A 15,420-nucleotide genomic window follows, 5' to 3' on the forward strand; every position below is an offset into this window, starting at 1 on the left:
ATAATGTCAGGAGTATAAATCGTGGCCACTGAATTTTCCATAGGCGTAATCATCGGCGGGGCTGTATCCGGGGCGTTCCGTTCGGCCATTGCCGGCACGCGTCGCACGTTGGATTCCCTTAATGAAACTACCCGCCGTTTGCAGGAACGACAGACCGGCCTAACGCAGGCAATGGAGCGCTATGGGCATATTGGCGGCACCGCCGCCCGGCGTATGAATAGTGATTTGCTGCGCGTTGGCCGCACGATGGAACAACTTCAGCGTCAGCAGCAACGCCTGTCGTCTATTTCTGCAAAAAGCGATGCCCTACGGGCTAATCGAATGAGTCTCTACGGCAAAGGCGTTGAAACTTATGCAATGGCCAGAACGGTGGCTGCCCCGCTTGTCAGCTCCGTCACCCAGTATTCCCGATTTGAGTCCGGGCTGCGGGATATCGCCGTTACCGGGAACCTGAACTCCGAAGATGAGAAGACAATCGGCGCGGCTATCCGCCAGTCATCGCTGCAAACCAATCAGACCCAGGAGGCCATGCTGGCCGGGGTGAATCAGTTGGTTGCCGACGGTATGAATGCCAACCAGGCATCGCAGCTTTCAGGCATGCTGGGTAAAGCGGCCACGGCCACTAAGGCCGACATGGAAGATCTGGCCAAAATGACCTTTGCCTTCAGCGACTCGCTCGGGATTTCCAGTCCGAAAGAAATTGCAGAAGCCTTTGCCATGGCTGCGGCGGGGGCGAAGACTGGCTCGTTTGAGATGAAGGACATGGCGAAAGCCCTGCCGGGGCTGTCGAAGGCATTCGCGGCCAGAGGGATCACCGGAAAAGAGGCCATCACTCAGATCATCTCCAGTCTGGAGGCCGCAAAAGGCGCCGGTTCCTCGGAAGAGGCGGTCACCAACATGAACAACTGGCTGGCGGCGATGGGCCGCTCGGACACCATCCAGAAGTACAACAAGGCGGGAATCGACTACCAGAAATCGATGAGCAACTACGTATCGCAGGGGTACTCGCAGTACGAATCGTCCCTGATGATCGCTAATCGCTTTATCGACAATAAAGGTAAGGCATTCGTCACTCAGTGGGAAGCCGCGGGCAAGGTGGGAGACAAAGAAGCGCAGCAGAAACTGTTTGAGTCGTTCGGGATGGCAGAGGTATTTACGGATATTCAGACCGTAAACCACCTGGTTTCGATGCGCCAGAATTGGGGCAAATACGAATCGAACAAAAATGAGATGAACAGTCCGGAAGCGCAAAAGTCACTGGATACTGATTTTGCCAAGCAGAACGACACGTTAGAAGCACGCTGGCGTCGGGTTGGCGTCGGTGTCGCCGATATGGCGCTCTCCATCGGCGAGTCGCTGCGACCAACGCTGGTCGCGTGGAGCGATGCGATTATCCCATTCCTGGACGCGGCGGGAAAATGGATCACGGCAAACCCGGAAATCGTGAGCACGGTCGCCCAGGTGGCGGCCGGTCTGGTGGCGTTCAAGGGGGCGACTATTGTCGCAAAGCTGGGTGGAAACCTGTTGCTCTCCGGGTTTACCGACCTGTGGAAAGGCGCGGTACTGGTTCAGTCAAAATTTATGCTTCTGCGCTCGGCGCTCAGCGTGGGGGGGCGTCTGGCTGGTATCGCCAACGGCGTCACGTCCCTGACCCGCGCCTTGAGCAGCGGTCTGATGAGCGGTCTACGCCTGGCGGGCAACGGTCTGGCATGGTTGGGCCGGGGAGCAGCGCTACTGGGGCGCTTACTGGGCGGCACATTATTGCGCGGCATTACCCTAGTCGGTCGCGCCGTGCTGATACTGGGACGGGCGTTAATGCTGAATCCCATCGGCCTGCTAATCACCGGCATCGCCGTAGGCGCATACCTGATTTACCGCTACTGGGGGCCGATCAGCAACTGGTTCCGGGCGCGCTGGAACGATATCCGCACCGCCTTTAGCGGCGGTATCGGCGGCGTGTCTCGCTTAATCATTAACTGGTCGCCGCTGGGACTGTTTTATAAAGTCTTTGCCGGAGTGATGAAATATTTCGGCATTGATATGCCGAATAAATTCACCGAGTTCGGCGGCAATATTATCAGCGGGCTGGTTAACGGTATCCGTAATAGATGGCAAGCCGCCAAAGCCAGCGTGTCCGAATTGGGGAACAATATCTCCGGCTGGTTTGCCGACAAGCTCGGTATCCATTCGCCCAGCCGCGTGTTTATGGGATTCGGCGCCAATATCGTGCAGGGAGCCGCTATTGGCATTAGCCGTACCACGCCGCAGGCGGCACAGGCGGGACTGCAATTGGCGCGGGCGCTGATTCCCACCGTGCCTAAAATCAGCTTGCCGGCACTACCGCCATTACCTTCGTTACGCGCCAGAACGACAGCGAAAGCCTTACCGGAAGTCCCGGAGTTGCCCACAGGAACGGAAAATACGGTTGTCGGCCGTCGTGCTGGCCATCAGGCGGGCAACGCCAGCGGCGGTATTCGGGTGACGTTTTCGCCCAACATTTATATGGATGGTAAAAGATCCGCTTCAACGCCGGAAATCGCCAACGCATTGAATCTCAGTCTGCACGAATTGGAAAAAATGCTGGAGCGCATCATGACGCAACAACAACGCCGGGGGTATGCCTGATGTTTGCCGTTCTCGGAGATATTGAGTTTGAGTTAATCACCTATTGGGACGGCTTCGAGTCCACCTTTGGCGTCGATTATGCTGAACATAGCCGTATTGAAGGTAAACCGGGCTTACAGTTTATCGGTGAGCAACTGGATGAGTTTCGCATTAGCCTGGTATTCCACAGCATGTACTGTACGCCGGATAGCGAACTGGCCCGACTGCGTCGCGCCATGCGGGCGCATCAGGCGCTGGCGCTGGTGTTTGGCAACGGCGATTATCGCGGCTGGTTCGTGGTGACGGCGGTGACGGCCAGCAGCCAGCAGACGGATGCGTCCGGCAATGTGATGGCTATGACGGCGGAAGTCACATTGCGCGAATATACTGGCGATCCGAAAAGCCCGCAGGTTCCCTCCGCGATTAAAAGCACCGTTCCGGGTAGCGGAGTTGTCACCGGCTCAGTGACCAAACCCAGCGGACTGGCGCAGTCGGTGCGCGATGCCGTGAGTAACGCCAAAAAAGCCCAGTCGGCACTGCAAACTGCCGCCAGTACGGTGCGCATGGTGCAAAAAATGGCGTCCAACCCGGCGATTGCGCTGACCCGCGTTCCCGGTCTGTTAACGCAAATCAGCGGCGTTGCCACGCCATTAGCCGCGTCGGTTCCCGCGCTGAGCGCCATCACCGCAACCTTTCCCGATGCTATTCACGTCGCCAGAGCAACCAATCAGGCAACCGACTTTGTTAACGCGGCGCGTGATTCCCTGGCGAACGTCGACAGCCGCAATATTGCCAGCGCATTGAACAGCGTTTCCGGCCAGTTCAGTTCTGCTGGCACCTTACTTACCAACGTTTCACCAACGCTGAGCCAGATAACGGCGGCGATTGCCACGCGGAGGGTGTGATGTACATTGAGCATGTAACCAAAATGGGCGAGCGCTGGGATCTGCTGGCCAACCATTATTACGGCGATCCATTAGGGTATAACCGGATAATCGCCTCCAATCCGCATGTAGCCATCACGCCGGTGTTGCCTTCCGGTATCGTGCTGCTGATCCCGCTGATTGCAGCGGATGAGGCGGTGACTGCCGAGGAGAGCGCGCCGTGGCTACGTTAATTCAGCAGGCTAATCTTTCTCCGGGTATTTCCGGGGTACTTCAGCCGATCTTTTCTCTGTGGTATCTGCAACAGGATATCACCAGCGATATCGCGCCCTATGTCACCCGCGTCAGCTATAGCGACAATATCAAGTCGGAATCGGACACCATCGACGTCGAACTGGAGGATAGCGACGGTCGCTGGCTGGATAAATGGTATCCGGGCAAAGGCGATACGTTGACGCTGAAGCTGGGCTACAGCGGAGAAAAACTGCTGTCCTGCGGTACTTTCTCTATCGATGAAATCGAAGTCGGTGGGCCGCCGTCAACGGTATCGATTCGCGGCGTGGCCGCGTCGGTGAACTCGGCGCTGCGTACCAAATCCAGCAGGGGTTTTGAAAACACCACGTTGGCCGCTATCGCCAGCCGGATAGCCAAAAAGCACGACCTGAAACTGATCGGCGGCATCGAGCCGGTAAAGATTGATCGCGTAACCCAATATGCCGAAACCGACGTCGGCTTTCTTAAGCGGCTGGCGAGCGAGTACGGCTATGCGGTCAAGGTGGTCAGCGATCAACTGGTGTTCTCGCATCTGGCCACGCTGCGCCAGCTCGATCCCGTCAGGCAACTGACGCCGCAGGACGTGGCCCGCTATTCGCTGCGCGACACCATCAATCGCGTGTACAAGTCGGCAAAGGTCAAGCATCAGAAAGCCAGCGATAAGAAACTGGTGGTGTATGAGGCGGACGGCAGTACGACGACCACGACGAAAAGCGGTGGCAAGGCCACCAGTGCGGATACGCTGAAGCTTAACAGCCGCGCAGCGGACAAAGACAGCGCGCAGCTTAAAGCCGATGCGGCGCTGGATGGGCATAACGAGTACCAGCAGACCGGTTCGATAAGCCTGATGGGTACGCCGCAGCTCATCGCCGGCAACAAAATCGAGTTGGTGAAATTCGGTCAACTGTCGGGTCACTGGCTGATCACCTCCGCCCGGCATTCGTTTGACCGCAGCGGCGGTTATATCACTGAGATCGAGATTGCACGCGGCCCGGTCACCACCGGCAAATCGACGCGCAGTAAAACGCAGAAATTAACGGTGTATAAACCGGACGGCACCACTGAAACCGTCACCAGGGAAAAGAAAAAATGAGCGTATCCCGCCAGGTAGGCACTATCAGCGCCGTTGACCCAAAGAACGTCCGCGCCCGCGTTCGCCTGCCTGAATGCGATAACCTTCGCACCAACTGGCTGGACGTGCTGCAACACAATACCCAGAACAATAAGGACTACTGGCTGCCCGACGTCGGTGAGCAGGTTGTCGTGCTGCTGGACGCCAACGGCGAAGACGGCGTGATCCTGGGCGCGGTCTATTCCAGCGTCGATACGCCGCCCATCAATAACCCGGACGCACGCGGCGTGACCTATGCGGACAGCGCGGCGTTTTACTACGACCGCCTAACCCACACGCTGACGATTAACGGTGGTATCGAGCATATCGTGATTACCTGCGGCACGGACGTGACGGTCAAAACGCAAAAAGCTGTTATTGACACACCGGAAACGGAAGTGACGGGCAATCTGCTGGTTAAAGGCAAATTCACCTATCAGGGCGGTATGGCGGGATCTGGCGGTGATGGCGCGGCGGCGATTATTCAAGGGAATGTCAGCGTTGAGGGCGATATCGATGCCGGTGGTAAGATCATGGACAAGGGCGGCAACTCGAATCATCATACTCACTGAATATTATCTACTTTTCAGGTGAGCATATGCCGTCTTTTTCTCAGCGGATGGGAATCCGCCCGATGCAGAAAGCCATTCAGCGTGAATCAATGGATAATGAGTTGCGTATTGGACTTTGGAATGTATTACAAATTGCAGTTTGGGATAAATGGTCAGATGGATCTTTTTCAAGAGAAAAACTTGAGATTACAATTAAAAAGATATGGATTCATTTTTTTAAACTACCAGTAGATAAAATACCTGCATTTCATTACGACCCCTATAGATCCTCAAAGGATGCACATGAAATTATACGGGACTTTTTTTTCGAGATGGAATGGTGGGAGTTGTATGATTTTTTTGAATTTACCCTTCAAAACATTCCAGATGAGTGGCGTGCTTCCTTATCATCATCATGCAATTATGTGTTGGAAAAGGAAAATGCGGCTTATCGCTTAATAGATGAAGAAATCGTCGAAATAACCGACAATTTGGAAATTGAGGCCATTGAAGATGCTATTGGCAATAGTTCACAATCGGCAAAATCGCATCTTCAGCGAGCATTAGAACTACTCTCCGACCGTAAACAGCCTGACTACCGTAACTCCATCAAAGAGTCGATTTCCGCCGTTGAGTCAGTATGCAATGCTATCTCTGGCGACTCGAAAGGTACACTGGGTAAAGGTCTAAAACAAATTGAAACCGCTATCAGCCTGCATCCCAGCCTGAAAAGTGCATTTTCAAATCTGTACGGCTATACCTGTGATAGCGGCGGTATTCGCCATGCTTTTATTGATGGCGATATCACACCTTCTTTTGCCGACGCCAAATTTATGCTGGTTGCCTGTAGCGCTTTCTGCAATTACCTATGGACGAAGGTGGCGGAAAACGGGCGCTAATTCCGGGTTTCTCCTTTTTAACTCCCTTTAATATCGGCCAATCCTTCCGGGGGCGATACTGCCCCCCATGAATACTCACTCTGTTTTCTGGCAACCGGCCCTGCAACGCCCCGGCGAACTCGTCGAGGGGGTCGCCGATATTACGCAGGCCATCCACATCATTCTGCGCACGCCGCGCGGCAGCGATCCCCATCGTCCCGAATTCGGCAGCAATTTGCATCGCTACATCGACTATCCCATCGACCGGGCCGTTCCGCATGTGGTGCGTGAAGCGGTTGAGGCCATCAAGCGCTGGGAGCCGCGTTGCAAATTACTGGCGGTCAAACCGCTTATCAGCGGCGAGCAGATGACGCTGCGCGTGAGCTGGGAAACCACCAGCGGCGTATTGCAGGCCACGGAGGTGTTATGGCGGTAACTGAAGAACCGATCTTTATTGCGCGTGACGCCGAGGCGATCACCGCCGAGATGATCGCCAAATATGAAGCCGATAGCGGAAAAACACTCTATCCAGCGCAGGCGGAGCGCTTACTGATCGACCTGATCGCCTACCGGGAAATGCTGCTGCGCAGCGGCATTCAGGAAGCGGCGAAACAGAATCTGGTGCGCTATTCCCGCGCGCCGATGCTCGATTACCTCGGCGAACTGGTCGGCACTTACCGGCTGGCGGCTCAGGCGGCGCAAACCACGCTGCTTTTCAGCATTGAAGCCGCACTACTGACGGATACGCTGATTCCGGCCGGAACGCGCGTCAGCGCTTCAGACAGCATTGTGTTTGCTACCGATGGCGACGTGCTGATGAACGCGGGAGCGCTGAGTGCGACCATTAGCGCCACCTGTACGCAAACCGGCACCGCCGGGAATAACTGGCAACCGGCGCAGGTCAGCACCCTGCTCGATGATATTGCTGATGTCGATTTCACGGTGGTCAACACCGTCGCCAGTTCCGGCGGTGCGGAAGAAGAAAGCGACGAGCGGCTACGGGAACGCATTCAACTGGCTCCGGAGTCTTTCAGCACGGCGGGTTCAAGATTGGCGTATCGCTATCACGCACTGAGCGCGCACCCGGATATTGTCGATGTGGCGGTGGTCAGGGCTGAACCGGGCATCGTTCATCTCTATCCGCTGCTGTCTGGCGGGTTGCCCGATACCGCGCTATTGGCGCAGGTGGAAAGCGTCTGTTCGGATGAGAAAGTGCGACCGCTGACCGATACGGTGGCCGCCAAAGCGCCCGTTGCGGTGGAGTATAGGCTCCATGCCCGGCTGACGCTTAAACGCAATGTTCAGGCATTGCCTGTCAAACAGGAAGCTGAACGGGTAGCCGCCGACTGGGCGGAAAACCGCCGCGCAACGCTGGGGCAAGATATCGTCCCCAGCCAGATTATCGCCGCGTTATCGATCGATGGCATCTATAGCGTCGAGCTGTTATCCCCCGGATTAACGGTGCTGGATGACTGGCAACTTGCCCTTTGTACCGGCGTCACCGTCACCATTGCCGGAGTCGCCGATGAGTGACGTGCTGCTTCCTCCTCCGCTGGCCGCCGACGTCAGCTTCCGGTCGCTGGCGTCGCTCATCGACCGCTTTGACGCGCTGAAGCTGGAAGCGCTGATGGTCTATCTGGTCGATATCGTCGACAGCAGCGCGCTGGATTCGCTGGCCGAACAGTTCTCGCTGACCGAAGACGGCTGGCAACTGGCGGAATCCGAAGATGCGCGCCGGGCCATGATTAAATCGGCCATTGAGATGCACCGTTATAAAGGTACGCCGTGGGCGGTACGCGAGGTGATCCGTAGCCTGGGGTTCGGCGAAGTCGAACTGATCGAGCATATCGGACGGCTCAACTACGACGGCGTCCGCAGTTACAACGGCCATATGGTCTATGGCGATAAAACCCAATGGCCGGTCTACCGGGTGTTGCTTCAACAGCCCATCACTAACGATCAGGCGCAGATGCTGCGCAATACCCTTGAGATGATCGCCCCCGCACGCTGCCAGTTGGCCAGTCTGGAATATTGGGGCGTTCCTATTCGCTACAACGAAACCGCATCGTATGACGGTAACTATAACCACGGGAGTGCATAAGTATGGCGAACTTGCCGGAAAAACAGGAATGGATTGACGGTATCTACCAACTGGAGACCTCAGACCCGGTAGTCGGCGGCCCCGGCGGGGTATCCAACCGACAGGCGGAGCAACTGGCCGACCGTACCGCCTATCTGAAGAAGGAAGTGGAAAGTACCGGAGAAAACCTGCAATCGCATATTAAAGCCGCCGATCCGCATACGCAGTACGCGCCGAAAGCCAGCCCTGCATTAACGGGAACACCGACAGCGCCGACGGCGGCGGCGGGAGTCAATAATGCACAGATCGCCACTACGGCCTATGTGATGGCCGCGATAGCCGCATTGGTTAATGGCTCGCCGGGGGCGCTGGATACACTAAAAGAATTGGCCGCCGCGCTGGGAGATGATCCGAATTTCAGTTCCACCGTGCTGAATAAGCTGGCGGAAAAGCTGGATAAAGCGCAAAACGGCGCGGACATTCCCGACAAAGTCAAATTTATGGCGAACGTCGGGTTAAAATCCGCAGCTACACGCACGGTAGGCTCAGGGGCCAGCGATATTCCCGATATCACTATTGGCGATGGACGCTATTTAGGGAAAACCGCCACGGCGGCAGCGGCCACTAAATTAGCCGCCGCGAGAAAAATCGCCGGCGTGACGTTTGATGGCACGGCGGATATCGCAATCAATCCAGCTAACGTGGGTGCGTTACCTATCGCGGGCGGCACATTGACCGGTAACCTGATTTCGACGGTAGCCGATGCATTACGCCTTATTTATGGCGGATACGGTGCTATTTTTCGTAATGACGGAAGCGGTTTTTATATCCTGCTGACCAATAAGGATGCGGCTAGCGGAGCCTTCAATAGCTTGCGGCCACTTCGAATTAACCTAGCTACAGGGGATATCGAATTCGGTCATACCGCAAATGCCTCCGTACTTCAGGAAAAAGGTCAGCGCGTCTACAGCCCCAATAATAAACCCACGGCGGCGGATATCGGTGCGTTACCAGCCGGTGGGACGGCGGCGGCGGCCACCAAATTATCCATGGCCCGGAAAATAGCCGGAGTGGCGTTCGATGGTACGGCGGATATCACGCTGACACCGGCTAATGTGGGGGCGCTGCCTGCGGCGGGAACGGCAGCGGCGGCGACCAAATTTGCCTCCGCGCGCAAGATTAACGGTGTAGCGTTTGACGGCACCAGCGATATTAGTTTAACCCCTGCAAATATCGGCGCATTGGCAACCACTGGCGGAGATATGTCTGCATCAGCGCGTATTTCATGGAAGGGGGTAAATGACTACGGGCAAATAGGTTTCACCGACCGCAGTACTGCTTCACCAGCACATAGTTCGCTCTATTTCAAAGTGGGGGATGACTTACCGAATGGCGATGGCGATTATTTTCTGTGGCAGGCATTTACCGGTTCATTAGAGTCTCCGACCGCCACCGTGGATCTTATGAAGCTAAATGGTGTGGGTTTGTACTATAAAGGTAACCAGGTTTATCACACTGGTTATAAACCCACTGCCGCCGATGTAGGAGCCTTGCCTGCTGCGGGAACTGCTGCCGCTGCTACCAAACTTGCTACAGCACGTACCATCAATGGTGTGGCATTCGATGGGACGGCGAATATTTCTCTTACCCCGGCAAACATCGGCGCGTTGCCTGCGGCGGGGACTGCCGCTGCCGCTACCAAGCTGGCGGCTGCACGCAAGATTAACGGTGTAGCATTTGATGGCACAAAAGATATTGATGTTGGAGCGGGACTGGGATTAAAACTGGTTGCGTTGTTACAGACGTCAGTTCATCGATTAGATGAGGTATCATTTAAGGCGATCGATGCGTCTACGTTGGAAGCCACATTCTCTTTTAATTCTCGAGGCCGTTTTATTGAGACAGGCGAAACGAAATTGTTGCTGCTCGATCAGTCTGCCACATCGTCACGATATCAACCGGTGGGAAAATTTGTCGTTACGTCAGTAAGCGCGCCGGCAAGCGACACAAAAGATACGACTATTCGTATTAATTATCCCTCACACGGTGTTACCACAGGGTCAACAAAAACATTCCGTCTGGGCGGTTTCATTTATAGAGAAGTTGGTTGCTCTTTCGATGGACACGTCAGTACCGTTGCAAACGTTACATTTGCGTACCTTATGACACTCAGCAATGCATTATCGTCAAAAAACGTACCTATCATGGCTTCATCGACCAGTGATGTATATACCTATAACAATACCTATGGCACCCGAACGTTGGCTACTGATAACCATGCGATGGTAATTAATGCTGAACAGGTTAATACCAAAACAATTAGTTTTAATGTTGTAGATAACAATACGGACGAAGCACTGCGTGTGGATATGCTTACGATTATGGTGTACGACATTTAATAAGATGGCTCTCTGGTGAGAGCCTATAACATGTTAACCAAGCTCTTTAAAAACTTTTGATAAATTTATCTTTTTGTACGAATGTTTAATGATATCGCCGTGATTAATTCTTTCCTCCAGCTTATCGATAAACGCATGGATATTCTTGGTTTCATCGGCAGGAATATCCGCTGTTTTGTAGTCCCACCATGCCAGTTCTTGCAGTTTGTGAATAACGTCTTTTTCAAATCTGAACCGAATGATCTTTGCAGGTACACCAGCGACAATCGCGTAAGGAGGGACGTCTTTGGTGACAACCGCGTTAGCGCCAATAACGGCTCCATTACCAATCGTTATGCCGCCCTTTAGCACGACGTTGCCACCAATCCAAACATCGTGACCGATGCTGGGAAGCGGCAAATTTTCGTTGAAGCAATCCCGGTGTCGCATACCGGATAGTCTGGCAAAATCATCATGGTATGTTATTGGGTTGGTCGTGAATCTGTCGGTGGGGTGCTGAGTTCCCATAAACGTAACGCCCTGGGCAATACTACAGTATCTCCCTATGCGCATTTCATTGGGTAACCGGCAGTCTGCATAGGAATATGCCCCCACTGAGCAAAAGCCTCTACGCGGCATCGTGGCAAAATTTTCGGCGAAAATATCACATGTAACGATGAAGGTTTTCCCTTTTTTGAACCACCAAGGCTTCCACTGTTTGTACACGCCTTTTATTTTCAGTGTGTGTTCCAGAAAGATATTCTCTGTAACGCAGAACTCTTCATGACGTGCGGTCCATCTGAAGCTGAGCGGATAATCCATTTTCCCTTTGCTTACCCCTAGAGTAGCTGTGCATGTAAGTTTATCGTAATGATATCGTCAGCTTTTTGACTTTCTTTAAATTGCTTGATGGAACAGTGAAATCGATCACAAGGGAATTAATGAGAGGGGATTATTGCTGGGTAAGATCAAACCTCAAGGCGCGGATACCGAACTGACGATAACGAGCGTCAGGACCGGTTCATGAAACCGAACCAGCCCCGCTAACAATCAACTCAAATTCAGTCACGGCGGCAGTACGATTAAAAAATCACTACGCGGCAGGCTTGTGGCCTCGATCTCTGATTACTCTGGATATAGGACATCCGTTAGTATCGTAATATCGATTGGGCCAGATCTCCGATGGGGGAATGCCAAGCGCATTGGCGATCAATAATTCGCCTTTAGGCCAGGGCCGCAAAAGCGCGTTTGCCAAAGTGGAAGAACTCAATCCTGCCGCCCGCGAAACGGCGGCAAGCGTGGTTCCTTTCTTGCGTAAAGCGGCGATGATGTCGGCCGGATGCCAGTCGTTGTGCTGTATAGTCATATTCACTGCTCCCCTTCCTGGTGGCGATTCAGACAGGGTTTGCAGTACCGGCATGTGACCACCCGGCGCGGATTTCTCCGCCCCTGCCTGAACCGCCATTGAGGCGAGCACAGGCGCATCAGTTGAATAATTCACTGATGGGTCACAGTTCGGGGCTGCAAATCCCCGGCTCTGGATTTTGCCAGAGCAGTAATACGGTAAAGGGTTGAGGTGAAAAAGTGAAATTGTTTCTCATATACTGCAAAATTTTTCGCCGCCATTTATCTCACAGGTCACGACGCATTTATCGCGCGCGGCATCAGTTTCAATGTCGGCAGCGGATTTGTTTTTAAATACCGCTGATGCAATTTTAAAGGCAGCCAATACATCATCAGGTATCTCCTTTCCACGCTTTAATACCGCATTTTTCTCCCATCCCTCAAAGAAAAAGACTTTCTCCGCGCGATGGTAAGCGATGATTGGCGACGGCATCAATGACGCCCCGGCGATGCCACTGTCGTCCAGTGGTCGGCAACGCCAACCGCCTGCTGCGTTTCAAGCCGAAAGCGTAAGGCCGGGGGATAAGCATTTTTCAGCCGAATAGCGGTACAACTTATCCCGTTTAGCGTTTAGCATAGACCTGTTGATATCAGGAGACAGGATCTATGGGGCAACTGCTGCGCAGAATGGCGACTTTTTTCGGGTTTATCTCGCCGCTAACTTACGCCTATCCGGCGGTGGACGTCCAGTTGGCGGACCAGCGCCAGCTCCATCTGGTCGGCAGTATTCATATGGGCAGTATGGATATGGCCCCCCTGCCCGATGAGTTGCTTAAACAGCTAAAAAGGGCCACGGCGCTGATTGTCGAAGCCGATATCGCCGATTCCGCTTCGCCTTTTGCCCATACCGAGTCTGACTCCCCCTTGGCGGAACGCCTCGCCGCGGCGGATTACGCTCAGCTACGGCAAATCTGCCAAACGCTCTCTTTCAGCGAAAATCTTATCGATCGCCTGCCCGCCTGGCAGGCGGCGCTGATGCTCCAGGCCCGTCAGGCGCAGGTGCTGGGGCTGCGCCCGGATTACGGTATCGACTATCAGTTGATAAACGCCGCCAAGGCGCAGGGGCTGAACGTTATTGAGCTTGAGGGGCAGCAAACGCAGGTCGATTTGTTGCAACAGCTGCCGCAGGGCGGTCTGCCGCTATTGGAGGATACCATCAGGCACTGGCACATCAACGCCCGCCTGCTGCAAACCATGATGGGCTGGTGGCTGGACAGCAAACCCGGCAAACTGACCCCGAAAATTCCCGCCATCTTCAGCAATGAAATGACCGACCTGCTGATGAACCAGCGCAACCGCCGCTGGCAACGGCAACTCCAGGCGCTGCCGCCGGGAAACTATGTGGTTGCGGTCGGCGCCCTGCATTTATATGGTGATAACAATCTGCCCGAGTTATTACAGGAAAATTGAGCGACGTATCGCGCCCGTAAGGATATTTGAATCATGACACCCGCAATCAAACTGCTTGAGAAAAACAACATCGACTTTCGGTTACACAGCTACCATCACGACAGCGATGAAACCAATTTCGGCGAGGAAGCGGCCCAAAAGCTGGGGCTGAATAAACAACAGGTCTACAAAACGCTGCTGGTGGCGCTGAACGGCGACGCCAGGAATCTTGCCGTGGCGGTGACCCCGGTCGCCGGGATGCTGGATTTAAAGAAAGTGGCGCGCGCCCTGGCGGCCAAAAAAGCCGATATGGCCGATCCGGCCATTGCTCAGCGGGTAACCGGTTATCTGGTGGGAGGCATCAGCCCGCTGGGGCAGAAAAAACGCTTGCCGACGGTGATTGACGAAACGGCGCAGCGGTTCGAGACCATTTTTATTTCCGGCGGCAAGCGCGGACTGGATATCGAGCTGGCGGCAAACGACCTGGCCGCCCTGCTGCAAGCGACCTTTGCGGATATCGCCAAACAGGATGGATGATTGCTGTTTGAGATGCCGCCTCGCGCAGGCGGGCATAACGGCGGCGGGCGCATCACCCGCCGCTAAAAAGAGTCCGACAATCAGTGCGCCGTCAGCCGGGCGAACCCCTCGCGGATTTCCTGCTCGGGCAGATCCCTGCCGATAAACACCAGTACGCTTTCTCTGGCTTCGTCCGCGCGCCATTCGCGATCCCAGTCGGCGCTGTACAGCCGCTGCACCCCCTGAAACAGCAGACGGCGCGAGTCGTCCTTAATCGCCAGTATGCCTTTGTAACGCAATAGATTATCGGCGTAGTTCACCAGGAAACTTTCCATCAGATCGGACACCGCGCCGAGCTCTACCGGGGTAGAGAAAGAAATCGCGATGGACTGAACGTTGTTTTGCGCCGGGGCGATAAAGCGAAAGACCGGCGCATTCAGCGCCAGCCGGTCGTTAAGCATAAAGCCTTCGATATTGAATAACAGGCTTAGGTCGATTTCCCCGTTTACCGCCAGATAAAGCGGCGCCCGGGCATTGATGCGCTGCAGACGCTGAATCAGGGCGTCGTCTTCGCCGGCAATATCGGTTTTGGTCAGCAGAATACGGTCGGCATAGCCAATCTGCGCCTGGGCGATAGTGAATTGATCGAGCTGCTGCCGGGCGTGTACCGCATCCACCAGGGTGATAATCCCATCCAGCACAAAGCGCTGGCAAATCACCTCATGGGAGAAAAATGTCTGCGCCACCGGCCCCGGATCGGCCATGCCGGTGCATTCGATAATCAGGTGATCGAAATCCAGCGCGCCGTTATCCACGCCGTCCAAAAGATCAAGCAGCGCATCCTCCAGCTCATTGGATTGCGTACAGCAGATACAGCCGTTGCTCAGCGTGGTGATCTGGCTGGCCCGCTCGCCGATCAGCGCGTTATCGATCGGTACTTCGCCGAATTCGTTTTCAATCACGGCAATTTTGTAACCGTGATCGGCATTGAGAATATGGCGCAACAAGGTGGTTTTACCGGCGCCGAGAAAGCCGGTCAGAATGGTGACGTAAAGTGGTTGAGTCATAACGGATTCCGATTGGTTAACAGCAGCGCATCCCGCCTTTGCCATCTCCGCCGTAGCGCGCCTGCTGGCGCTCGCGGAAAAATTCTTCGTAAGTCATCATCGGCTTATCCGGATGATTGGTCTGCATATGCGTCACATAGGTATCGTAGTCTGGCATACCCACCAGCATACGCGCCGCCTGGCCTAAATATTTGCCCGCCTTTCCCAGATTACCGAACATAAATTACCTCCGGGCCATCGGCCGCTTTATAAAAAATACCCCGCATAACATTTATATATTATACG

The 15,420-nt window shown here is 54.5% G+C and carries 17 protein-coding genes; 12 read left to right on the plus strand and 5 right to left on the minus strand.

The window, feature by feature from the left end; genetic code table 11:
• The first annotated feature begins 21 nt into the window (after nt 1-21).
• From EH206_RS16445 to EH206_RS23435, 10 genes are all read left to right on the plus strand, one after another.
• Nucleotides 22-2,625, plus strand: a complete 2,604-nt coding sequence (locus tag EH206_RS16445) for a phage tail tape measure protein (RefSeq protein ID WP_009113951.1) — start codon at nt 22-24, stop codon at nt 2,623-2,625.
• On the plus strand, nt 2,625-3,509 hold the full coding sequence (locus EH206_RS16450) for a phage tail protein (protein ID WP_009113952.1): 885 nt from the start codon (nt 2,625-2,627) through the stop codon (nt 3,507-3,509). Before EH206_RS16445 ends, EH206_RS16450 begins: the two co-directional genes overlap by 1 nt.
• Nucleotides 3,509-3,721, plus strand: coding sequence for a tail protein X (locus tag EH206_RS16455; protein WP_009113953.1), 213 nt, complete (start codon nt 3,509-3,511; stop codon nt 3,719-3,721). The genes EH206_RS16450 and EH206_RS16455 overlap by 1 nt, the downstream gene beginning before the upstream one ends.
• Entirely contained in the window at nt 3,709-4,854 is a 1,146-nt protein-coding gene (locus EH206_RS16460; RefSeq protein WP_009113954.1) for a phage late control D family protein, read from the plus strand. Before EH206_RS16455 ends, EH206_RS16460 begins: the two co-directional genes overlap by 13 nt.
• Nucleotides 4,851-5,444: a phage baseplate assembly protein V gene (locus EH206_RS16465; RefSeq protein ID WP_009113955.1), complete on the plus strand. Its 594-nt coding sequence runs from the start codon at nt 4,851-4,853 to the stop codon at nt 5,442-5,444. Before EH206_RS16460 ends, EH206_RS16465 begins: the two co-directional genes overlap by 4 nt.
• 26 nt (nt 5,445-5,470) lie before the next feature.
• Nucleotides 5,471-6,322 carry an AbiJ-NTD4 domain-containing protein gene (locus EH206_RS16470; protein ID WP_009113956.1) on the plus strand — a complete coding sequence of 284 codons (852 nt, stop codon included), beginning with the start codon at nt 5,471-5,473 and terminating at the stop codon, nt 6,320-6,322.
• A 67-nt stretch (nt 6,323-6,389) separates the two neighbouring features.
• Nucleotides 6,390-6,737 (plus strand): GPW/gp25 family protein, encoded by a 348-nt coding sequence (locus EH206_RS16475; RefSeq protein WP_009113957.1) that lies wholly within the window; start codon nt 6,390-6,392, stop codon nt 6,735-6,737.
• Entirely contained in the window at nt 6,728-7,834 is a 1,107-nt protein-coding gene (locus tag EH206_RS16480; protein ID WP_009113958.1) for a baseplate assembly protein, read from the plus strand. Before EH206_RS16475 ends, EH206_RS16480 begins: the two co-directional genes overlap by 10 nt.
• Complete coding sequence (locus EH206_RS16485; RefSeq protein ID WP_009113959.1) at nt 7,827-8,402, plus strand: phage tail protein I; 576 nt, start codon at nt 7,827-7,829, stop codon at nt 8,400-8,402. Before EH206_RS16480 ends, EH206_RS16485 begins: the two co-directional genes overlap by 8 nt.
• Before the next feature lie 2 nt (nt 8,403-8,404).
• A complete protein-coding gene (locus tag EH206_RS23435) occupies nt 8,405-10,780 on the plus strand; it encodes a phage tail fiber protein (protein ID WP_009113960.1) in 2,376 nt (791 codons plus the stop codon).
• Between the two features lie 33 nt (nt 10,781-10,813).
• On the opposite strand, the gene EH206_RS16500 is transcribed toward EH206_RS23435, so the two are convergent.
• The 3 genes from EH206_RS16500 to EH206_RS16510 form a co-directional block, all read right to left on the minus strand.
• The gene (locus EH206_RS16500) at nt 10,814-11,581 is read right to left on the minus strand and encodes a CatB-related O-acetyltransferase (RefSeq protein WP_009113961.1); all 768 of its coding nucleotides are present in this window, start codon (nt 11,579-11,581) and stop codon (nt 10,814-10,816) included.
• A 271-nt stretch (nt 11,582-11,852) separates the two neighbouring features.
• Nucleotides 11,853-12,125, minus strand: coding sequence for a helix-turn-helix domain-containing protein (locus tag EH206_RS16505; RefSeq protein WP_009113962.1), 273 nt, complete (start codon nt 12,123-12,125; stop codon nt 11,853-11,855).
• A 231-nt stretch (nt 12,126-12,356) separates the two neighbouring features.
• A complete protein-coding gene (locus tag EH206_RS16510; RefSeq protein ID WP_040343359.1) occupies nt 12,357-12,596 on the minus strand; it encodes a hypothetical protein in 240 nt (79 codons plus the stop codon).
• A gap of 173 nt (nt 12,597-12,769) precedes the next feature.
• On the opposite strand from EH206_RS16510, the gene EH206_RS16515 reads away from it, so the two are divergent.
• Together EH206_RS16515 and ybaK are read left to right on the plus strand one after the other, a co-directional pair.
• On the plus strand, nt 12,770-13,573 hold the full coding sequence (locus tag EH206_RS16515) for a TraB/GumN family protein (RefSeq protein ID WP_009113964.1): 804 nt from the start codon (nt 12,770-12,772) through the stop codon (nt 13,571-13,573).
• Between the two features lie 33 nt (nt 13,574-13,606).
• Nucleotides 13,607-14,089 (plus strand): Cys-tRNA(Pro)/Cys-tRNA(Cys) deacylase YbaK, encoded by a 483-nt coding sequence (gene ybaK, locus EH206_RS16520; RefSeq protein WP_009113965.1) that lies wholly within the window; start codon nt 13,607-13,609, stop codon nt 14,087-14,089.
• An 80-nt stretch (nt 14,090-14,169) separates the two neighbouring features.
• Here the strand turns inward: ybaK and yjiA are convergent, their stop codons facing one another.
• Both yjiA and EH206_RS16530 read right to left on the minus strand, forming a co-directional pair.
• Nucleotides 14,170-15,135, minus strand: a complete 966-nt coding sequence (gene yjiA / locus EH206_RS16525; protein ID WP_009113966.1) for a GTPase — start codon at nt 15,133-15,135, stop codon at nt 14,170-14,172.
• A gap of 16 nt (nt 15,136-15,151) precedes the next feature.
• Entirely contained in the window at nt 15,152-15,355 is a 204-nt protein-coding gene (locus tag EH206_RS16530) for a YbdD/YjiX family protein (RefSeq protein WP_009113967.1), read from the minus strand.
• Nucleotides 15,356-15,420 lie beyond the last annotated feature (65 nt).

The organism is Brenneria nigrifluens DSM 30175 = ATCC 13028, from assembly GCF_005484965.1.
Lineage (GTDB): Bacteria > Pseudomonadota > Gammaproteobacteria > Enterobacterales > Enterobacteriaceae > Brenneria > Brenneria nigrifluens.